Below are 19,752 nucleotides of genomic sequence, written 5' to 3' on the forward strand. Positions count from 1 at the left end.
TAGGGTGGGCAAAGCGATAGCGTGCCCACCACTCCTTGCGTTGCTCTTGATGGTGGGCACGGCGCTGTAGCGCCTTTTGCCCACTCTACGCATTGAGCACACCCTCCACCTCTTCCGCCGTCGGCATCGACGGCGCGGCGCCCATCCGCTGCACGCAGATTGAGGCGGCGACATTGGCGTAGGAGAGCGCGTCACGCAGCGGCTTTCCGCTCGCGAGCTGCGATGCGAGTGCGCCGACGAAGCAATCGCCGGCGCCGGTGGTGTCGACGGCCTTGACCTCGCGCCCGGGCACCAACACTGGATGCCCTTCGACCAGCGCCAGCACGCCGCGTCTGCCGAGCGTGACGCAGACGATCTTGCCCTGTGCCAAACTGCGTGCCGCCTCGGCGAAGCGCGCCGGCGTGTCGCTGTCGGAGAGCTCCGTTCCAGTGAGGAAGCCGAGTTCGGTCTCGTTGAGGATCAGGATGTCGACGAGATCGAGCAGGTCCTTGTCGGCCTGTTTCGCCGGCGCTGGATTGAGGATCGTGGTGGCGCCGGCGGCGCGGGCGCGTTTGAAGAAGGTCGCAATCGTCGGCAGCGGGATCTCGAACTGGCTGACCGCGACGTCGCCCTTGGCCAGCACGGGCGCGGCGACGTCGTCGGCATCGACCCGTGCATTGGCGCCCGGTACGACCACGATGGTGTTGTCGGCGTTGGCGATGGTGATGATCGCCGTGCCTGAATGCGTGCCGGCGGTGTCCTTGACGAAGGCGAGATCGACGCCTTGCGCGGCGAGGAAGGTCCTGAGCTCTTGCCCGAACGCATCGGCGCCGAGCCGGCCGACCAGCGTGGTCGGGACGCCTTGCTTGGCCGAGGCCACCGCCTGGTTGGCGCCCTTGCCGCCGGGAAAGTAGAGCACGGCCTCGCCGGCGACGGTCTCGCCGACCCGCGGGTGGCGCTCGGCGGTCGCCACCACGTCCATGTTGATGCTGCCGGCGACGAACACGCGTCCCAAGGTCAACGCCATGGCTGGCCCCGCTCGACCACGTCAGACCGCAGCACGAAACTCCTGCTTGACCGCCTCGATGTCGGCGAGCGTCGGCAGGCCGGCCTCGTTGCCGAGCTTCTGGATCTTGAAGGTCGATGCGGCGCGGGCGAACTCGAAATGCTCATGCCAGCCTTTGCTCGGATTGGCGAGATAGGAATAGATGTAGGCGCCGTGGAAGACGTCGCCTGCGCCGTTGGTGTCGATCACACGCTTGCGCGGGATCGGAAATGCCGGAAGGGTGCTGACCACGCCGGCCTCGTCATACCAGAGCAGGCCGCGCTCGCCCATGGTGATGCCTCCGACCTTGCAGCCCCGGCTCTTCAGATAGTCGAGCATGTGCTCGGGCGTCTTGTCCATCTGCTCGCACAGCCGTTCGGCGACGATCGCCACATCGATGAATTCGAGCAGCTCGTGGGTGTTGGTGCGCAAGCCGCCGCCGTCGAGCGAGGTCATGATGCCAGCCTCGCGACAGAGTTTTGCGTAGTGGATCGCAGCGTCCGGCTGGTGGCCGTCGATATGCAGTGCGCGGCAACCCTCGATGTTCAGGAGTGGGAAGGGATGGATGTGCTGGTCGTCGCGGCAACGGACGATCGCGCGCTTGCCGTCATTGGGCATGATGAAGGAGAGCGAGGAGGAGTTCACTTTGCGGGGGTGGAACGAGATGCCGTACCTGTCGGCCATGTCCCAGAACATGCGCCCCAGCCAGTCGTTGGCCATGGTGGCGATCAGGTCCGGCTCGACGCCGAGCTTGGAGCAGCAGAATGCTGCGGTGACGGCGTTGCCGCCGAACGACACGGCATAGGCGTCGGCGACGTGTTTCTCGTCGCCAACAGGCATGTGGTCGGTGATGAAGGTGACGTCGATATAGGTCTGTCCGATGAAGAGAGCCTGCATTCGCTTTCCGTCGTGGCTTGGGGGCCGGCGTTGCAGACTAGCACTGCTGGTCGGCCGAGTTCGCTGAAAATATTCGCAATCCTGCTCGGTTTGCGGCTAGAAATTGAGGAGGTGGACTGAGGCCGTTCTGGCATTCGGCAAAACGGGCGGTTGTTGCCCGTGGTTCCTGACTGGGCCTGAGGGGAGAGCATCATGAAGGCCAATTCGGGGACATCGCGGCCATGATCACCGGTCTTGATCACGTCGTCGTCCTGACCGGCGACATCGCCGCTGCCAGCGCCGCCTACGAGACCTTGTTTGCGCGGGCGCCTAGCTGGCGCAACCGCGGCGACGGCGCGGACCGGGTGCTGTTTACGCTCGACAACACCACGCTGGAATTGCTGGCGCCCCACGGCGACGATGCCGCAGCCCAGCGTGTCCGCAGCGCGCTCGCCACCCAGGGCGAGGGGCTCGCGAGCCTCTGCTTCCGCACCAGCGATATCGCAAAGACGCACCGCCGGCTTGAGCGGCTGACGCTGAAGCCCGAACCGGTCGCCGAGGTCGAGAGCAGCGACGAGACCAGCGGCGCCGTGCTGTCGTGGAAGCGCACGCGGGCCGCAACCGATGCGACGCGGGGCATCCGCATGTTCTTCCTGGAGCGCGAGCAGGAGCGGCCGCTCTCGGTGCGCACGTCGCCGGGCTCGATCACCGCGATGGACCATGTGGTTGTTGCCACGGCCGATCCGGAGCGCGGCGCCGCGCTCTATGGCGCGCGGCTCGGGCTCGACATGGCGCTCGACCGCTCGCATCCGGACTGGGGCCGGCTGATGTTCTTTCGTTGTGGCGACCTGATCGTCGAGGTCACGCATCGGCCGGGCAAGGTGGATTCGAATGCGCCCGATCGCCTGCGCGGCCTCTGCTGGCGCGTCGCCGACATCGAAGCCACCCATGCGCGGCTCGCCGCCGCCGGTGTCGACGTCTCCGAGATCAGAACCGGCCGCAAGCCCGGCACTCGCGTGATGACGGTGCGCAGTGGCACAAGCGGCGTGCCGACGCTGCTGGTGCAGCCATCGGCGGGGAAGGGGGAGTAGGCGACAGACCATCCGCGCGTCGTCCCGGCCTAGTGCGCAATTGCGCACGGGGGGCCGGGACCCATATTCCGCGGCGGATGTTGTAGGCGGGACTCGTCGTTCCAGCTTCGCGCGATAATCAACATTTGTGGTTATGGGTCCCGGGTCAAGCCCGGGATGAATGACGGGCGGGAGTGGGCGGCCATCGCAACCGCAAGAACGCTCCGCATTCACCCACCATCACGACAACATTCGTTCTCAAACGCCGCGGGTCGTGCTACATTCATCAGTCCAGCATCACCGAGCAATCGATTTGGCCAAAGCGAAGCGAATATTGAAGTGGCAGCGCGACCCCGCGGGCATGCGGCAGCGCATTCTCGAGGCGGCGAAGCAGGAATTTGCCGCCCATGGCCTCGCCGGTGCGCGTGTCGACCGCATCGCGGCCAACGCCGACGCCAACAAGCGGATGCTATATTACCACGTCGGCAACAAGGAGGATCTCTATCTCGAGGTGCTGGAAGGCGCCTATGAGAAGATCCGCGCCGAGGAGCGCACGCTCGACCTCGAGCACCTCGATCCTCCGGAGGCGATCGCGCGCCTGATCGACTTCACCTGGAACTATTTTCTGCGCAACCCCGAGTTCCTGGCGCTGCTCAACACCGAAAACCTCGCGAGAGCAAAGCACCTGAAGCGCTCGACCAAGGTCAAGTCGATGCACTCGCCGTTCGTCGAGATGATCCGCACGGTGGTGACGCGGGGCGTCGAGAGCGGCGACTTCCACGTCGCGGTCGATCCGGTGCAGCTCTACATCTCGATCGCCGGGCTCTGCTTCTTCTATCTCTCCAACAGCGCCACGCTGAGCGTGATCTTCGGCCGCGACCTCTTGAAGAAGGACGCTCGCGACGAGCGTCTGAGCCACATGGTCGCGCTGGTGCTGGCGGCGCTGACCGGAAAATCCACGGCGTCGTTTGGCAAGGCCAGGATGCCGGCGCTGCTGTCGGCGGAACGTCAGGTGAGTTGAATTTTCGTCGTCCCGGCGGAGGCCGGGACCCATACGCCGCGGCCCATCGGTTTTAAACGGTGCGCGTTGGCTTCTGTTCTCCACAACAAGCATCGGTGGTGATGTCCCGGCCCCCCGTGCGCAATTGCGCACTAGGCCGGGACGACGCCAATCTTGACCCAAGTCGAAGTTCTCGCCCCGATTTTACCGCCTGTGAGGGGCTGGACAGTATTTATCCAACGGGTTAATTTCTTCCCCGAAGAACTGAAATGCAGGGGAGCGTGACGTGGCGGAGGCGAAGAGCCCTTCAGGCGTGTCGAGGGTGCTGAATGCGGCCTGGCTGCGGCCGTTCCTGTTTTTGGCCGTCATCGTGGCCGCCTGGGACCTCTCGATCCGCCTGTTCCATATTCCGGCCTACCAGATCCCGTCGCCCGGCGACGTCGTCGCGGTGCTCTGGACCGACTGGCCGGAGCTGCTGTGGCAGTCCTGGCCGACCACTTATGCGACGATCTGCGGCTTCGCGCTCTCGGCGCTGTTCGGCATTCCCACAGCGATGCTGATCGCGGGCTCGAGGACGGTGGAGAGTTACGTCTATCCGCTGCTGGTGTTCTCGCAATCGGTGCCGAAGATCGCGATCGCCCCGCTGTTCGTGGTGTGGTTCGGTTTCGGCATCATTCCGAAGGTGATCTCGGCGTTCCTGCTCGGCTTCTTCCCCGTGGTGGTCTCTGCGGTGCAGGGCTTCAAGTCCGTCGACCCCGACATGGTCGATCTTGCGCGCGCGATGCAGGGCAGCCGCTTCCGGGTGTTTTGCGCGGTGAACCTGCCGCATGCGATGCCCGCGATCTTTTCCGGCCTGAAAGTGTCGGTGACGCTTGCCGTGGTCGGCGCCGTCGTCGGCGAGTTCGTCGGCTCCAATTCCGGCATCGGCTATGTGTTGCAGCGCTCGATCGGCACCTTCGACCTGCCGACGATGTTTGCAGCACTGGTGATCCTGGCACTGCTCGGCGTAATTCTGTTCTGGATCGTCGACCGTATCGAGCGGTTGGTGATCCCCTGGCACGTCAGCCAGCGCGCGGACATCATCTTTGCTGCGTAGGGTCACTGCATAAGAACAAGAACAACGGGAGGATTATCTGATGCGTTTGATCACTGCAGTTATTGCAACATTGGCCTGGACCGCACTGGCGGTTGCGCCGGCCGCCGCGGCCGACAAGGTTGTGCTGATGCTGAACTGGTACGTTTATGGCGAGCACGCGCCGTTCTATTACGGCAAGGCCAAGGGCCTTTACGCTGCCGAAGGCATCGACCTCGAGATCCAGGAAGGCCGCGGTTCGGCTGCGACCACGCAGGCCGTCGCCGCCAAGACCGCCGATTTCGGCTATGTCGACGTGCCCACCATGATGCGCGCAGCGGTAAAGGGCGCGCCCGTGATCGCGACCGGCGTGCTGCTGCAGACCAGCCCGATGTCGGCGATGGGGTTTGTCGACAAGAACATCAGGAAGCCCGAGGACATCAGGGGCAAGACGGTCGCGATCACGCCGGCGGATTCGATGACGCAGATCTGGCCGCTGTTCCTGAAGAAGACCGGGCTGAAGGAAAGCGATTTCCAGACGGTCGCCGGCGACGGCCAGACCAAGCTCAACGCCGTGATCAACGGCCAGGCGGACCTGCTGCTCGGCTACGTCATGGACCAGTCGATGAAGATCAAGGACGCGACGGGGAAGGACGTCTATCCGATCAAGTTCGCCGACTACGGCATCAACATGGTGTCGTCGGGCATCATCGCGAACTCCGATTATGTGAAAGCCAACGCCGATTTGGTCCGCCGCTTCATGTCGGCGACAACAAGGGCTGTGGAAGCCGCCGAGAAGGTGCCGAAGGCCGCGGCGCAATCGATCCTCGATGCCAACCCGAAGGGCGGCAAGATCGACACGCTGACCCAGGGTTTTGAGCTGACGATCCCGCTCTATCGGACGCCGGAGACCAAGAACAAGCGGCCGTTCCAGGTCACCGACCAGAACATGACCGAGTCGGTCAATCTGATGGTCGAATATGGCGGTCTCGACGCCAAGGCCAAGGACAATCCGAAGGCGTTTTACAGCAACGACTATTTGCCGAAGGGCGACTCGTGAGTCACACCACACTGTCGTCCCTGCGAAGGCCGGGACCCATAACCACCGGCCACGCGTGTTGCGGAAGGTCTCTCCCTCCGTGCCCGATCGAGAAGGCACGGCGTATGGGTCCCTGCTCCGTGCGCAACAGCGCACTCGGCCGGGACGACGAGTGGAGACTGCGATGAACCCTGCAACGAAGCCAACCGATCTCAGCCAACCCGGGGCGCATCTGCGCCTGGTGTCGGACCGCGCGGCCGGCGGCACGCCGGGCATCACACTGTCAGGCGTCTCGAAGACCTACCGGTCCCGCGACGGCGACGTGCCGTCGCTGCGGCCGCTCGACTTCACCATCAATGATGGCGAGTTCTTCGTCGTGGTCGGTCCGTCCGGCTGCGGCAAGTCCACGCTTCTCAAGATGATCTCGGGTCTGCTGCCGCCGACCACTGGCGAGGTGCTGGTCGATGGCGAACTGGTGACAAAGCCGCACGGCAATGTCGGCATCGTGTTCCAGAACGCGCTGCTGCTGCCATGGCGCAACATCCTGTCCAACGTGATGCTGCCGATCGACATGAAGGGGCTGCCGCGGGCCGAATATCTTGCCCGCGCCAAGGCTCTCTTGAAGCTGGTCGGGCTGGACGGCTTCGAGAAGAAGCTGCCGTGGCAGCTCTCCGGCGGCATGCAGCAGCGCGCCTCGATCTGCCGGGCGCTGGTGCACGATCCCAAGATCATGCTGATGGACGAGCCGTTCGGCGCACTCGACGCCATGACGCGCGAGCGCATGAATGTCGAGCTGATGCGGATCCAGCGCGAGACCGGCAAGACCGTGCTGCTGATCACCCACTCGATTCCGGAAGCCGTGTTCCTCGCCGACCGCGTGCTCGTGATGACCGAGCGTCCCGGCGCGATCGCCGCGATCTATGACGTGCCGCTGCCGCGGCCGCGCTCGCTGGATTCGATGTCCGATCCCGTCTTCACCGAGCTGGTGCAGCGGATCCGGAAACATTTCTTCACGCAGGGTACGCTGGACTAGGCCAGACCATCGATGTTGCTTCGCGTCGCTGTCAAAGATATCGCCTTCTTCGAACGTCCGGTCGCTTTCGCCCGGCCGTTCCGCTTTGGCGCGGTGACGATGAACGCGGCAACGCAGATGTTCGTGCGGGTCGAGATCGAGGTGGAGGGCAAGGGCCGCGCGACTGGCGCCGGCGCCGAACTGCTGGCGCCGAAATGGTTCGACAAGCGACCGGAGCTGACGCCGGAGCAGACGATCGATGAGCTCCGCCGCTCGCTGCTGATTGCGCGCGAACTCTATCTGGCGAACAAGGGATTTGACACGGCGTTCGGTCTGCATGCGGCTTGCATCGGTGCGCAGGTCGTGGCCTGCGCGAAGGAGGATATCCCGCCGCTTGCCGCGGCCTTTGGTCCGGCGGAAATCGACAAGGCGATCCTGGATGCGCTGTTGCGCGTGGCCGGTGTGAGCTTTTTCGACGGCATGGCGCAGAATATCGCAGGGCTCGACGCGCGACTGGCGCCTGATATCGACGATGTTGCGATTGCCCGGTTCCTCACGTCTCGCAGGCGGCTCGATCGCGTCGCGGTCAGGCACACGGTCGGAATGGACGACAGGATCGAAGGCGAGGGCGGTGTCGCGGACCCGAAGGAGAATGCCGGCACTCGCTATTTCAAGCTCAAGCTGAACGGCGATCCCGTACATGACGCGGCGCGGCTGGCGCGGATCGGCAAGGAGTTGGCGACGCGGCCTTACGCCATCAAGGTGACGCTCGATGCCAACGAGCAGTATGCCGATTTGGCCGCACTGAATGCGCTGGTCGACCGGCTCGACCATGATTCTGCGCTCGCGCCGATCGCTTCAAACTTGCTCTATATCGAGCAGCCGATGCCGCGCGACATCACCAAAACCTCGCCGCTCGGCCGGCTTGCCGCGGGCAATGTCATCATTGACGAGGCCGACGATTCCTATGACGCATTCCCCGCGGCGCGCGCGCTCGGCTATCGCGGCATCTCCTCGAAATCCTGCAAAGGCTTCTACAAATCGATCATCAACGCGACCCGCGCGGCAGGATGGAGCGCGGATGGCGACTGCTATTTCGTCAGCGGCGAGGATCTGACCTGCCAGGCCGGGCTCGCGGTGCAGCAGGATCTCGCGCTCGGCGCCCTGATCGGCGTGACCCATGCCGAGCGCAACGGGCACCATTATGTCGACGGCTTTGCCGAGACGCCGGCGAGCGAAGCCGATGCCTTCCTCGCCGCGCATCCCGATCTCTACGCGCGCGATGGCGGCAAGGTCCGCCTCGCGATCCATGACGGCGATCTCCTGACGGGATCGCTGATCGCACCAGGCTTTGCCAGTTCGGTCCATCCGGACTGGTCCACGATGCAGCCGCTCAAGCGGCCAAGACAACGCGTTTTGCAGGAGCAAGCACTATGACGACCAAACGCCTCGGCCTGATCATGAACGGCGTCACCGGCCGGATGGGGCTCAACCAGCATCTGATCCGCTCGATCGTTGCGATCCGCGACCAGGGTGGCGTACAGCTTGCGAACGGCGACCGCATCATACCCGATCCGATTCTAGTCGGCCGCGACGCCGAGAAGGTCGCTGCACTGGCAAAACGCTTCAAAATCGAGCGCCACACCACCGATCTCGACCGGGCACTATCAGACAAGGGCGACACTGTGTTCTTCGACGCCGCGACCACGCAGGCGCGGCCCTCGCTGCTGACCAAGGCGATCAACGCCGGCAAGCATGTCTATTGCGAGAAGCCGATCGCGACCAATCTGGAAGAGGCGGTCGCGGTCGTGAAGCTCGCCAATTCAAAAGGCCTCAAGCACGGCACGGTGCAGGACAAGCTGTTCCTGCCGGGGCTTAAGAAGCTCGCCTTCCTGCGCGATTCCGGATTCTTCGGCCGCATGCTCTCGGTGCGCGGCGAATTCGGCTACTGGGTGTTCGAGGGCGGCTGGCAGGAGGCGCAGCGGCCATCCTGGAACTACCGCAATGAAGATGGCGGCGGTATCATTTTGGACATGGTCTGCCACTGGCGCTACGTGCTGGACAACCTGTTTGGCGAGGTCGAGAGCGTGGTCTGCATCGGCAACACCGATATCCCCGAGCGCTTTGACGAGAAGGGCAAGCAATACAAGGCAACCGCCGACGACTCAGCCTATGCCACCTTCAAGCTCAAGGGCGGCGTGATCGCGCATATCAACATGAGCTGGGTGACGCGGGTCTATCGCGACGACCTCGTCACCTTCCAGGTCGACGGCACCCACGGCTCGGCGGTCGCGGGTCTGACCGACTGCGTGATCCAGGCGCGCCAGGCGACGCCGCGGCCGGTGTGGAATCCGGACGAGAAGCGGCTGCATGATTTCTATGGCGACTGGCAGAAGCTGCCGGAGAATGTCGTCTACGACAACGGTTTCAAGGAGCAGTGGGAGATGTTCATCCGCCATGTCTGCGAGGATGCGCCCTACAAATATACGCTGCTCGAAGGCGCCAAGGGCGTGCAGCTTGCCGAATGCGCGCTGAAGAGCTGGAAGGAACGGCGCTGGATCGACGTCGCGCCGATCGTGGTCTGAGGAGGACTTTTGTCATGAACAAGCCCGTCCTGCCGATGTCCTCATTGTCGTTGAAGCTGCCGACCGCGGGTGGTGGCCTCGAGACCTATCGCCTCGCGGCGTCGCGGACCTTTCCGGCGAAGCTTCAAGGCACACTCAATCGCGTGGCGTTCTCCGCGGCGCATGTGGTGGCCGATCCGCGCGCCGACGTCGATCCGTGGCTGACGGCGGCGATCGACTGGGACCGGACCATTGCATTCCGCGAGCATGTCTGGGACCTCGGCCTCGGTGTTGCCGAAGCGATGGACACCGCGCAGCGGGGCATGGGGCTCGACTGGCCGACCTCGCTCGAATTGATCCAGCGTTCGGTGAAGGCGGCAAAGGCGAAAGGCAACGCGCTGGTGTTTTCAGGTGCCGGCACCGACCACCTCGCGGTGGAAGATGCCAAGTCGATCGACGATGTGATCCGGGCCTATGAGGAACAGGTCGCCGCCGTCGAGAAGGCCGGTGGCCGCATCATCCTGATGGCGTCGCGTGCGCTGGCAAAGCTTGGCAAGAGTGCCGAGGATTACGCCAGGGTTTATGATCGCGTGCTGTCGCAGGTCCGCAAACCCGTGATCATCCACTGGCTCGGTGACATGTTCGATCCGGCGTTGGCTGGCTATTGGGGTACCGCCGATCTCGACAAGGCGATGGACACCGCTGTCACCATCATCAACGCCAACGCGGCCAAGGTCGACGGCGTCAAGGTCTCGCTGCTCGACAAGCAGCGCGAGATCGACATGCGCCGGCGGCTCGATGCGCGGGTCAAGATGTATACCGGCGACGACTTCAACTATTCCGAACTGATCGCCGGTGACGACAGGGGATATTCGCACGCGCTGCTCGGCATTTTCGACGCGATCGCGCCAGCGGCGTCCTATGCACTGTCGCGGCTCGCTGCGGGCGATGAGGCCGGCTTCCACGACGTGCTGGGACCGACGGTGCCGCTGTCGCGCCATATCTTCAAGGCGCCGACGCGGTTCTACAAGACCGGCATCGTGTTCATGGCCTATCTCAACGGCCACCAGGATCATTTCACCATGGTCGGGGGACAGGAGAGCGCGCGCTCGACGCTTCATCTGGCCGAGCTGTTTCGTCTTGCCGACAAGGCCGGGCTACTAGCCAATCCGGAACTGGCGACGCGGCGGATGACGACGATCCTTGCCACACGCGGTATCGAACTCTGATGCGCGACTTTTCCAATGACCACCGCTGGTTGTCGCTGAACACGGCAACCGTCCGCAAGCAGGGCGATCTCATTGAGATCATCGAGGCCTGCGTGCGTCACGGCATCCGCGCCATCGATCCCTGGCGCGACCAGGTCGCCGGCGTTGGCCTCGATCGCGCCGTTCGCGCGGTCAAGGACGCCGGGCTCGATCTGTCAGGCTATTGCCGCGGCGGCATGTTTACGGCTGATACCGCGCATCGGATCGAGGCGCGCGACGACAACCGCCGCGCGGTTGACGAGGCGAAGGCGCTCGGCGCGCCCTGTATCGTGCTGGTGGTCGGTGGCCTGCCGCAATATTCGCGGCCGGGCAGTGCGGCATCAAAGGACATCGCGGCGGCGCGCAGTCAGGTGCATGACGGCATCGCGGAGATGCTGGAGTATGCAAAGCAGGCCAAGCTGCCGCTCGCGATCGAGCCGCTGCATCCGGCCTATGCCGCCGACCGCGCCTGCGTCAATACCACCAGGCACGCACTCGACATCTGCGACGCGCTCGATCCTGAGAGGACCGGCGCGATCGGCGTCGCGCTCGACGTCTATCACATCTGGTGGGATCCGGAGCTGAAAGCCCAGATCGCACGCGCGGCCGCGGATCGCCTGCTCGCGTTCCACGTCTGCGACTGGCTGGTGCCGACCAGGGACATCCTCAACGATCGTGGCATGATGGGCGACGGCGTCATCGATATCCGATCGGTGCGCGCAGCCGTCGAAGCACAAGGCTTTGCCGGCTATTCGGAGATCGAGATCTTTTCGAATGATTGGTGGGACCGGCCGATGGACGCGGTCTTGACGGCGTGCATCGAGCGGCACCGCTCGGTCGTTTGACCCAACGACTCGTTCGGTGGACAAGGCGACGCATGCCCGTTATTCCGGGTGCTGTGGGTGTGAACGGCACAAGAAAGCCGGTTGAACTCCGCGGTCCGGACCTTCGGAGCACGACATGCGTTTGAGCGATTGCCACAATTTCCATGACTTCCGCGAACTGGCGCGGCGGCGGCTGCCGGGGCCGATCTTCGATTATATCGACGGCGGGGCGGACGATGAGGCGACGCTTCGGCAGAACACCGCGAGCTTTGATCGTTGCGACCTGGTGCCCAATGTCCTTCGCGGCGTGGAGAAGGTCGATCTCTCGGTCACCGTGATGGGGCAGAAGCTGGCAACGCCATTCTATTGTTCGCCGACCGCGCTGCAGCGTCTGTTTCATCATCAGGGCGAACGGGCCGTCGCGGCCGCAGCCTCGAAATACGGCACGATGTTTGGCGTGTCTTCCCTTGGTACCGTGAGCCTGGAGGAATTGCGCAAGGCGCACGATACGCCGCAGGTTTATCAGTTCTATTTCCACCGGGATCGCGGTCTGAACTTCGCGATGATGCAACGCGCCAAGCAAGCCGGTGTCGACGTGATGATGTTGACCGTCGACAGCATCACCGGCGGCAACCGCGAGCGTGACCTGCGCACCGGCTTTTCGATTCCGTTTCGGCTCACGCTCGGCGGCATGCTTCAATTCGCCATCAAGCCGGCGTGGGCCATCAATTACGTGACCCATGAAAGCTTCAAACTGCCGCAACTCGACGAGCATGTCGACATGAGCGGCGGTGCCATGTCGATCGGGCGATATTTCACGGAAATGCTCGATCCGGCCATGACATGGGAGGACGTCGCCGAAATGGTCCGGCAGTGGAATGGCCAGTTCTGCCTGAAGGGCGTGATGTCGGTTGAGGATGCCAAACGGGCGGTTGAAATCGGTTGTACCGGCATCGTTCTGTCCAATCACGGCGGCCGGCAGCTCGACGGCTCGCGGGCAGCGTTCGATCAACTGGCCGAGATCGTCGATGCCGTGGGCGACCGGATCGATGTGATGATGGACGGCGGCATCAAGCGCGGCAGCCATGTGCTGAAGGCATTGTCGCTGGGCGCCAAGGCCGTCGGCCTCGGACGCTTCTATCTCTATCCGCTGGCATCGGCCGGCCAGGCCGGGGTCGAGCGAGCGCTTGGTCTTCTGCAGGCGGAACTGGTGCGGGACATGCGGCTGATGGGATGTTCCTCGATCAGCCAGCTCTCGCGTGCGAACTTGCGCTTCAGATAGCCGTCCGATGCGCTCGCGTCAGCTCGCGACTTTGGCCGCGCGACGCTCGGATTGCCGTTACTGCCCACCTCACATGTTCCGCCGTCACGAGAAATCCCGCTTCAGCGCGGCATCGATCCGCTCCAGCGCCCAATCGACCTGATCGTGCGTGATTACGAGCGGCGGGGCGATGCGGATGGTGTGATCATGGGTGTCCTTGGCGAGGATACCGCTCTCGCGCAGCGCCTCGCAGTAGCGGCGGGCGAGGCCGGCCTCGGGGTGAAGCTCGACCGCGAGCATCAGCCCGCGGCCGCGCACCTCGCGGACCGTGTTGGCGCGGATACTGCGTAAGCCTTCGAGGAAGCGCGCGCCCTCGGTGGCTGCGTTCTCGATCATGCCTTCGCCAACCAGCACGCGCAGCGCCGCGCGTGCCACCGCGCAGGCGAGCGGGTTGCCGCCGAAGGTCGAGCCGTGCTGGCCGGGCTTCAGCGTACCGAGGACCTCGTTGTTGGAAAGCACCGCCGAGACCGGATAGAAGCCGCCGGACAGCGCCTTGCCGAGCAACGTGACGTCGGCCTCGATGCCCTCGTGCTGCTCCGCCAGCAGTTTTCCGGTGCGGCCGAGCCCGGTCTGGATCTCGTCGAGGATCAGCATCACGTCATTGACGGTGCAGAGTTCGCGGACGCGGGTGAAATAGCCCGGCGGCGGAATGACGACACCGGCTTCGCCCTGGATCGGCTCGACCAGGAAGGCCACGGTGTTGGGCGTGATCGCGTCTTCGAGCGCCTTGGCGTCGCCGAACGGGATGATCTTGAAGCCCGGCGCGAACGGCCCGAAATGCGCGCGCGTCGCAGGGTCGGTGCTGAAGCCGACAATCGCCAGCGTGCGTCCGTGGAAATTATCGGCGCAGACGATGATCTCGGCCTCGCCGTCAGGCACGCCCTTGACCTCGTAGCCCCATTTGCGCACCGACTTGATCGCGCTCTCCACTGCCTCGGCGCCGCTGTTCATCGGCAGCACCTTGTGGGAGCCGGTGAGATGAGCGAGTTCCTCGTAGAAAGGTGCAAGCTGGTCGTTGTGGAAGGCACGCGAGGTCAGGGTCAGCCGGCCCGCCTGCTGCACCATGGCGGCGAGGATCTTCGGATGGCAGTGGCCCTGATTGACCGCCGAATAGGCCGACAGGCAGTCGAGGTAGCGGTTGCCATCAGTGTCCCACACCCAAACGCCTTCGCCGCGCGACAGCACGACGCCGAGCGGCGCGTAGTTCTGGGCGCCGAACTGCGCTTCTCTCGCGATGAAATCGGTGACTGGCGGACGCATGTGTCGTCACTCCAGTTGTGGCGCGGCGGGTGCGGTCTGATCGCACTATACCTGATTTAGGTACCGCTCAGCGTGGCTTTAAGTAGATTGCATAGGTTGCGCCACCGGGTGCAGGAACCGTAGGGTGGGCAAAGGCGCGAAGCGCCGTGCTCACTATCAACGCTGTTCTCGCGGTGGTGGGCACGCTTCGCTTTGCCCTACGCACTTGCGCGTCACGAATCCTGATCCCGGTGCGCGAGTTCCAGCGTGACCAGCCGCGCCAGCAGCGTTGCCGGGTAGAGCTGGCCGAAGATCGCCTCGACATTGCACAGGCTGCGCGCAATCGGGTGCAGCGGCGCGACGTCGCCATAGCCTGTCGTCGTCAGCGTGGCGAACGAGAAATAGATCAGCTGGCTTGCGAGCTTGGGGCTGTCCTCGACCTTCATGCCGGAAAAGGCTGATGGTACCAGCGTGCCGACGAAGGTGTAGAGCGCCGCGAAGATCACCGCGACCGTGAGATAGAGCAGGACGGCGCCGATCACGCGGTGATAGGTGACGCGTCCCGGCGCGAAGGTCGCGCGCGCCACCGTCACGGCCATGGTGACGCCGACGATCAGCCACGAGCCGGCGAACAGATTGAGGTCGAGGATCGAGGGCGAACGAATCCGCAAGACTGCGCCGACCACGATCATTGCCAGCGCGACCAGCATCGCGATGACGGCGAGCGCGCTGCCGGACATCAGGAAGACGCCGCCGACCAGGAAGATCGCCAGCAACAGTTCAAACACCTGGAACTCGAACAGGCCGAGCGCCTGCAGCGGCGCCACCACGAACATCATGACCAGGATCACCCCGGTCAGCACTGTCAGCAGTGAATCGCCCCAGCGCTCGCGCAGTTGCTCGACGCTCATCGAATCACGCCTCGCGCCGGCATGGCACGCTGAGGAAGCCGCGGAAACGGACGCGGCCGCCGCGCACCGGCTCGCCGTCGCGCGCATAGTTCGGGAAGCGCTTGAGGAATCGTGAGATTGCGACCGCGCCCTCGAGCCGCGCCAGCGCCATCCCTGCGCATTGATGCGCGCCGGTGCCGAAGGCGAGATGGCGGTTCGGCGTGCGCGCGACGTCGAAACTTTCAGCGTCGGGAAATTGCGCGCCGTCGCGGTTGGCGGCGCCGATGCACAGCGTCACCAGCGTGCCCGCCGACAGCTTGACGCCGCCGAGCTCGATGTCCTCGACGGCCATGCGGTTGCCGAGTTGGTTCGAGCTTTCATAGCGCAGCATTTCCTCGACCGCGGTCTTGATCAGGTCGGGTTGCTCGATCAGGCGCTTCTTCTGTTCCGGGAAGTCCAACAGGGTTACGAGCCCGTTGCCAATCAGATTGGTCGTGGTCTCGTGGCCGGCATTGAGCAGGAAGATGCAATTGTGCAGCAGCTCCTTCGCGGTCAAGCGCTCGCCATTCTCTTCACCCTGGATCAATCGCGTCAGGACGTCGCGCTCGGGATTGCCCGGTTTTGCGCGGCGGCGTTCGACGAGGGTGTCGAGATAGGCGAGGAAGTCCTTCACGGCATTGTTGCCGCGCTCGAACGCCTCTTGGCTGATGACCGGCTCCAGAGCGCCGAGGATCGCCAGCGACCAGTCGCGCAACGGCTCGCGTTCGTCGCGCGGCACGTCGAGCAGATTGCCGATCACCTCGATGGGAATCGCGGACGCAAAATCGCCGATCAGCTCGAAGCGGTCCTTGGGGCTGATGCGGTCGAGCAGGGAGTCCACCAGTGCGATCAGGTCGCCCTCCATCCCGGCAATCGCGCGGGGCGACAGCGCGCCCATGATCAGCCGCCGCACGCGGGTGTGCGCCGGCGGATCGTTAAAGACGAGGCTGGTGGTGTGGTGTTCGTAGAGCAGGGAGTTGCCGTATTTCGGCAAAAACTCCTTCTTCTTGTCGGACGAGAACGCCTTGGTGTTCTTGTAGGCGGTGACGAGGTCGTCATAGCGGGTCAGGAAATAGCAGCCGTTCGGCAGAAGCTTGACCGGCGCGGTCTCCCGCAATGCACGATAGGTCGGGTAGGGGTTGGCGTAGAACTCCGGCGTTAGATGTGCCAGGTCGAACCCGTCAGCCAGCTCGCGCGCGTGCCTGTCCATACCGGAGTTTCCAACCTTTATTAGTTTCACTTGCAACTATCTTAGGCGGGAGGCGAACGCCGCGCAACAGGATTTGCGGGGTGTCCGCAAGCGCGCGGCGGCGCGCGATGTGGTGCGGAAATCGCAGAGCCATATGCGGCTTTGCGCTTTGATGAAAAGCGCCGGCCCCTCTACAGTCGCGGCCAAACAATCTGGGACTGGAAACGCCGATGCATGCCCGCGCAGAAACTGCGGCCTCCTGGCCAGAGGAGATCTTTGCGATATTGCAGCGCTTCGAGGTGCGCCAGGTGCCTTATGTGCCGGATGCCGGCCATTCGGAGCTGATCGAGCGCGTGCTGAGCTCGTCGACGATGCGGGGCATCTCGCTGACGACCGAGGAGGAGGGCGTGGCGCTGCTCGCAGGCGCCTGGGCCGGCGGCCAGCGCGGCGTGCTGCTGATGCAGTCGAGCGGGGTCGGCAACTGCATCAACATGCTGTCGCTGACGCAGATCTTCCGCTTTCCGTTCCTGACGCTGGTGACGATGCGCGGCGAATGGGGCGAGTTCAATCCCTGGCAGGTGCCGATGGGCTCGAGCACCCAGGCGGTGTTCGAATTGTCGGGAATCAAGGTGCTGCGCGCCTCGCACCCCGACGAGGTGCGCGAGGTTGTCGATGCCGGTGCGGCGCAGGCCTACAACGCCTGCACGCCGACCGCCGTGTTGCTGTCGCAGCGCCTGATCGGGGCAAAGGTCTTCACCAGATGAGCAAAGCCAATCTCCTCGACCGCCGCGCCGTCGTTGCGCAACTGCTCAAGGACCGGAACGGCGCCATCGCCGTCGGCGGCCTCGGCGCCTCGACCTATGACATCGCCGCCGCCGGCGACCATGACCGCAACCTCTATCTCTGGGGCGCCATGGGCGGCGCGGTGATGATCGGTCTCGGGCTTGCGCTGGCGCAGCCGTCCCTGCCGGTGGTCGTGATAACCGGCGACGGCGAGATGTTGATGGGCATGGGCAGCCTCGCCACCGTCGGCCTGCAGAAGCCGGCCAATCTCTCGATCGTCGTGCTCGACAACGAGGCCTATGGCGAAACCGGCGGTCAGATCAGCCACACCGCCGCTTCCGCCGATCTCGTCGGGGTTGCCAAAGCCTGCGGAATCAAGGACAGCAAGGCGATCGGTACAATGGCCGAGGTCGAGGCTTTTGCCCTGTCTTTACAGGATGTTACGACAGGGCCCCGGTTCGCCAGCGCTAAGATCGACGGCGCCAATCTGGAGCGGGTGCTGTCGAGCCGCGATGGAACCTACATCGTGAACCGCATCCGCGGGTCTTTCGGACGCACTCCGATATAAAACTGCTTTCGCGGTGCAATAGAACCTTGACATCAGGCAAGGTGAGTGATTACTCACGACCCCAAATGTCGACCTTACGCATGACGAGTGACTTGCGGCGTCAGTTGATCCTGAGCGCTGCCAAGCGGTGTTTCTCCCGCAACGGCTTTGCCGGCACCACGACCAAGAGCGTGGCGGCTGCGGCTGCCATTTCGGAAGGGCTGTTGTTCAAGCACTTCCCGTCGAAGGCTGCGCTCTACGCCGAAATTCTTGCCGAGGAGTGCGAGGCGGATCCCGATCTCGCGCACCTGCTCGGCCAGGAGCCCTCGACCGCGACGCTGGTCGAACTGGTGCAGGGCATGGTCGGTCACTTCATGCAGCTTCGTGACGCGCCGGACCAGGAAGAAGCGCAGCGGATGCGGCTGATGGTGACGAGCCATCTCGACGATGGCGAGTTCGCGCGGCTGCTTTATGACAAGATCGGGAAGCTGATCGGGCCGACCTTTACCGCCTCGATCGAGAGCGCGGTTGCCTCGGGCGACGCGACAGCGATCGGCGACGAGCCGCTCAACCTGTTCTGGTTCGCCCACCACACCGTGCTGATGGCGGCGCTGACGCAGATGCCTGCGACACCATGCCTCGTCTTTGGCGATGCCGCCGCCGCCGAACGGCAGCTTTGCCAATTCATCCTCCGCGGCATCGGACTTGGCGACGCCGCAATCGCTACACATTTGGGCCGACAGCCGTCACCGGGTCACGGACAGTCGGTAACTGCAGAAAGTGCATGACATGAATATTCAGACCGAAAGCCACCTCTCGGGGAAACCGCTCAAGGAAAAGCAGGCCAAGCGCCCCGTCCGCATGCTGCGCTGGTTCATCATCGTGGGCCTGCTGCTGGTCGTGCTGGTGGGCGCGCTGGTCGGCTTCAACGCCTTCCGCAGCCACATGATCGCGCAGTTCTTCGCCAACAATAAGCCGCCGCCGTCGAATGTGACCGTGGCGGAGGCGAAGTCCGAGGTGATTCCGAACCTGCTGACCGCGGTGGGTGGCCTCGTCGCGGTGCATCAGGTCAATGTCACCTCCGACGTATCAGGCCGCATCACCGATATCCTGTTCACGGCCGGCAGCCACGTAAAGGCGGGTACGCCGCTCGTGCAGTTGTTCGACGCGCCCGACCAGGGCGACCTCGCCAGCTTCAAGGCGCAGGCCGTCGTGGGAGAGCTCCAGCTTGACCGCGCCAAGCAGCTTGCGGCACGCCAGTTCGGGCCGCAGTCCACCGTCGACACGGCGCAGGCGACATTCGACCAGGCCAAGGCGGGCATCGCCAAGACCGAGGCGATCATCTCGCAGAAACTGGTGCGGGCGCCGTTTGACGGCGACCTGGGCGTTCGTCAGATCGAAGTCGGCCAGTATCTGACGGCCGGCACGCAGATCGTGTCGCTGACCGATCTGTCGGTGCTGTATGCGAACCTGACCGCTACCGAGAAGCAGAGCTCGCAGATCAAGGTTGGCCAGACCGTGCGGGTCGCGGTCGACGCCTATCCGGGCCGTACCTTCGAGGGAAAGATCACGACCATCGAGCCGCAGATCGCGACCGATACCCGCAACATCCGCGTTCAGGCGACGGTCGAGAACCCCGAGAACATCCTCAAGCCCGGCATGTTCGCGACCGCCACGATCGTGCTGCCCGAGAAGCCGGAGGTCGTCACCGTTCCGGAAACGGCGGTCGATTACACGCTGTACGGCGACTCGGTCTTCCTCATCACCGAGAAGAAGGCTGACGACGGCAAGACCAGCCTGACGGCGGTGCGCACCTTCGTGAAGACGGGCAACCGTGTCGAGGGACGTGTCGAGATCCTCAAGGGTCTGAAGCCCGGCGACAAGGTTGTTGCGGTCGGACAGATCAAGCTGCAGTCGGGGATGGCGGTTGCGATCTCGGCTGATCCGCCGCCGCCGATTCCGGCTGAGCCGCCGCGTTACTAAGGCGACCGCTTCGATTCGGAGGGCCATCGGGCC

At 64.1% G+C, this 19,752-nt stretch carries 19 protein-coding genes; 14 read left to right on the plus strand and 5 right to left on the minus strand.

Going from position 1 to position 19,752, the window contains the following annotated elements:
• Positions 1 to 85: 85 nt before the first annotated feature.
• Both rbsK and UP10_RS40020 read right to left on the minus strand, forming a co-directional pair.
• Positions 86 to 994, minus strand: coding sequence for a ribokinase (gene rbsK / locus UP10_RS40015; RefSeq protein WP_044592711.1), 909 nt, complete (start codon positions 992 to 994; stop codon positions 86 to 88).
• Between the two features lie 33 nt (positions 995 to 1,027).
• On the minus strand, positions 1,028 to 1,921 hold the full coding sequence (locus UP10_RS40020; protein WP_044592654.1) for a sugar kinase: 894 nt from the start codon (positions 1,919 to 1,921) through the stop codon (positions 1,028 to 1,030).
• A 221-nt stretch (positions 1,922 to 2,142) separates the two neighbouring features.
• Between UP10_RS40020 and UP10_RS40025 the strand changes: the two genes are divergently transcribed.
• The 10 genes from UP10_RS40025 (at position 2,143) to UP10_RS40070 (ending at position 13,010) form a co-directional block, all read left to right on the plus strand.
• Positions 2,143 to 2,991: a VOC family protein gene (locus tag UP10_RS40025; RefSeq protein ID WP_044592655.1), complete on the plus strand. Its 849-nt coding sequence runs from the start codon at positions 2,143 to 2,145 to the stop codon at positions 2,989 to 2,991.
• A 292-nt stretch (positions 2,992 to 3,283) separates the two neighbouring features.
• On the plus strand, positions 3,284 to 3,991 hold the full coding sequence (locus UP10_RS40030) for a TetR/AcrR family transcriptional regulator (RefSeq protein WP_197087021.1): 708 nt from the start codon (positions 3,284 to 3,286) through the stop codon (positions 3,989 to 3,991).
• Positions 3,992 to 4,256: 265 nt separating this feature from the next.
• A complete protein-coding gene (locus tag UP10_RS40035) occupies positions 4,257 to 5,066 on the plus strand; it encodes an ABC transporter permease (protein ID WP_044592657.1) in 810 nt (269 codons plus the stop codon).
• 37 nt (positions 5,067 to 5,103) lie between these two features.
• Positions 5,104 to 6,102 carry an ABC transporter substrate-binding protein gene (locus UP10_RS40040; RefSeq protein ID WP_044592658.1) on the plus strand — a complete coding sequence of 333 codons (999 nt, stop codon included), beginning with the start codon at positions 5,104 to 5,106 and terminating at the stop codon, positions 6,100 to 6,102.
• Between the two features lie 163 nt (positions 6,103 to 6,265).
• Positions 6,266 to 7,114 (plus strand): ABC transporter ATP-binding protein, encoded by an 849-nt coding sequence (locus UP10_RS40045; RefSeq protein ID WP_044592659.1) that lies wholly within the window; start codon positions 6,266 to 6,268, stop codon positions 7,112 to 7,114.
• 12 nt (positions 7,115 to 7,126) lie between these two features.
• The gene (locus tag UP10_RS40050) at positions 7,127 to 8,530 is read left to right on the plus strand and encodes an enolase-like domain-containing protein (protein ID WP_044592660.1); all 1,404 of its coding nucleotides are present in this window, start codon (positions 7,127 to 7,129) and stop codon (positions 8,528 to 8,530) included.
• Complete coding sequence (locus tag UP10_RS40055; RefSeq protein WP_044592661.1) at positions 8,527 to 9,678, plus strand: Gfo/Idh/MocA family protein; 1,152 nt, start codon at positions 8,527 to 8,529, stop codon at positions 9,676 to 9,678. The genes UP10_RS40050 and UP10_RS40055 overlap by 4 nt, the downstream gene beginning before the upstream one ends.
• A 14-nt stretch (positions 9,679 to 9,692) precedes the next feature.
• On the plus strand, positions 9,693 to 10,886 hold the full coding sequence (locus UP10_RS40060; RefSeq protein WP_044592662.1) for a dihydrodipicolinate synthase family protein: 1,194 nt from the start codon (positions 9,693 to 9,695) through the stop codon (positions 10,884 to 10,886).
• Positions 10,886 to 11,749: a sugar phosphate isomerase/epimerase family protein gene (locus tag UP10_RS40065; protein ID WP_044592663.1), complete on the plus strand. Its 864-nt coding sequence runs from the start codon at positions 10,886 to 10,888 to the stop codon at positions 11,747 to 11,749. The genes UP10_RS40060 and UP10_RS40065 overlap by 1 nt, the downstream gene beginning before the upstream one ends.
• Before the next feature lie 115 nt (positions 11,750 to 11,864).
• The gene (locus UP10_RS40070; protein WP_044592664.1) at positions 11,865 to 13,010 is read left to right on the plus strand and encodes an alpha-hydroxy acid oxidase; all 1,146 of its coding nucleotides are present in this window, start codon (positions 11,865 to 11,867) and stop codon (positions 13,008 to 13,010) included.
• An 84-nt stretch (positions 13,011 to 13,094) separates the two neighbouring features.
• Here the strand turns inward: UP10_RS40070 and rocD are convergent, their stop codons facing one another.
• The 3 genes from rocD to UP10_RS40085 form a co-directional block, all read right to left on the minus strand.
• The gene (gene rocD, locus UP10_RS40075; protein ID WP_044592665.1) at positions 13,095 to 14,309 is read right to left on the minus strand and encodes an ornithine--oxo-acid transaminase; all 1,215 of its coding nucleotides are present in this window, start codon (positions 14,307 to 14,309) and stop codon (positions 13,095 to 13,097) included.
• Positions 14,310 to 14,521: 212 nt separating this feature from the next.
• A complete protein-coding gene (locus UP10_RS40080) occupies positions 14,522 to 15,199 on the minus strand; it encodes a potassium channel family protein (RefSeq protein ID WP_044592666.1) in 678 nt (225 codons plus the stop codon).
• Positions 15,200 to 15,203: 4 nt separating this feature from the next.
• Entirely contained in the window at positions 15,204 to 16,427 is a 1,224-nt protein-coding gene (locus tag UP10_RS40085; RefSeq protein ID WP_044592667.1) for a cytochrome P450, read from the minus strand.
• Positions 16,428 to 16,636: 209 nt separating this feature from the next.
• Between UP10_RS40085 and UP10_RS40090 the strand changes: the two genes are divergently transcribed.
• From UP10_RS40090 to UP10_RS40105, 4 genes are all read left to right on the plus strand, one after another.
• A complete protein-coding gene (locus tag UP10_RS40090; RefSeq protein ID WP_044592668.1) occupies positions 16,637 to 17,170 on the plus strand; it encodes a thiamine pyrophosphate-binding protein in 534 nt (177 codons plus the stop codon).
• Positions 17,167 to 17,757, plus strand: a complete 591-nt coding sequence (locus UP10_RS40095) for a thiamine pyrophosphate-dependent enzyme (RefSeq protein WP_044592669.1) — start codon at positions 17,167 to 17,169, stop codon at positions 17,755 to 17,757. Before UP10_RS40090 ends, UP10_RS40095 begins: the two co-directional genes overlap by 4 nt.
• A 65-nt stretch (positions 17,758 to 17,822) precedes the next feature.
• Positions 17,823 to 18,524: a TetR/AcrR family transcriptional regulator gene (locus tag UP10_RS40100; RefSeq protein ID WP_044592670.1), complete on the plus strand. Its 702-nt coding sequence runs from the start codon at positions 17,823 to 17,825 to the stop codon at positions 18,522 to 18,524.
• 1 nt (position 18,525) lies between these two features.
• Positions 18,526 to 19,719: an efflux RND transporter periplasmic adaptor subunit gene (locus UP10_RS40105; protein ID WP_044592671.1), complete on the plus strand. Its 1,194-nt coding sequence runs from the start codon at positions 18,526 to 18,528 to the stop codon at positions 19,717 to 19,719.
• Positions 19,720 to 19,752: the final 33 nt, after the last annotated feature.

The organism is Bradyrhizobium sp. LTSPM299 (assembly GCF_000938235.1).
Classification (GTDB): Bacteria; Pseudomonadota; Alphaproteobacteria; order Rhizobiales; family Xanthobacteraceae; genus Bradyrhizobium.

Coding starts and splice junctions, on each gene's coding strand:
- UP10_RS40055 (WP_044592661.1), top strand. CDS start 8,527: ATGACGACCAAACGCCTCGGCCTGATCATGAACGGCGTCACCGGCCGG.
- UP10_RS40085 (WP_044592667.1), bottom strand. CDS start 16,427: ATGGACAGGCACGCGCGCGAGCTGGCTGACGGGTTCGACCTGGCACAT.
- UP10_RS40095 (WP_044592669.1), top strand. CDS start 17,167: ATGAGCAAAGCCAATCTCCTCGACCGCCGCGCCGTCGTTGCGCAACTG.
- UP10_RS40070 (WP_044592664.1), top strand. CDS start 11,865: ATGCGTTTGAGCGATTGCCACAATTTCCATGACTTCCGCGAACTGGCG.
- UP10_RS40080 (WP_044592666.1), bottom strand. CDS start 15,199: ATGAGCGTCGAGCAACTGCGCGAGCGCTGGGGCGATTCACTGCTGACA.
- UP10_RS40050 (WP_044592660.1), top strand. CDS start 7,127: ATGTTGCTTCGCGTCGCTGTCAAAGATATCGCCTTCTTCGAACGTCCG.
- UP10_RS40060 (WP_044592662.1), top strand. CDS start 9,693: ATGAACAAGCCCGTCCTGCCGATGTCCTCATTGTCGTTGAAGCTGCCG.
- UP10_RS40100 (WP_044592670.1), top strand. CDS start 17,823: ATGTCGACCTTACGCATGACGAGTGACTTGCGGCGTCAGTTGATCCTG.
- UP10_RS40090 (WP_044592668.1), top strand. CDS start 16,637: ATGCATGCCCGCGCAGAAACTGCGGCCTCCTGGCCAGAGGAGATCTTT.
- UP10_RS40065 (WP_044592663.1), top strand. CDS start 10,886: ATGCGCGACTTTTCCAATGACCACCGCTGGTTGTCGCTGAACACGGCA.
- rocD (WP_044592665.1), bottom strand. CDS start 14,309: ATGCGTCCGCCAGTCACCGATTTCATCGCGAGAGAAGCGCAGTTCGGC.
- UP10_RS40045 (WP_044592659.1), top strand. CDS start 6,266: ATGAACCCTGCAACGAAGCCAACCGATCTCAGCCAACCCGGGGCGCAT.
- UP10_RS40020 (WP_044592654.1), bottom strand. CDS start 1,921: ATGCAGGCTCTCTTCATCGGACAGACCTATATCGACGTCACCTTCATC.
- UP10_RS40105 (WP_044592671.1), top strand. CDS start 18,526: ATGAATATTCAGACCGAAAGCCACCTCTCGGGGAAACCGCTCAAGGAA.
- UP10_RS40025 (WP_044592655.1), top strand. CDS start 2,143: ATGATCACCGGTCTTGATCACGTCGTCGTCCTGACCGGCGACATCGCC.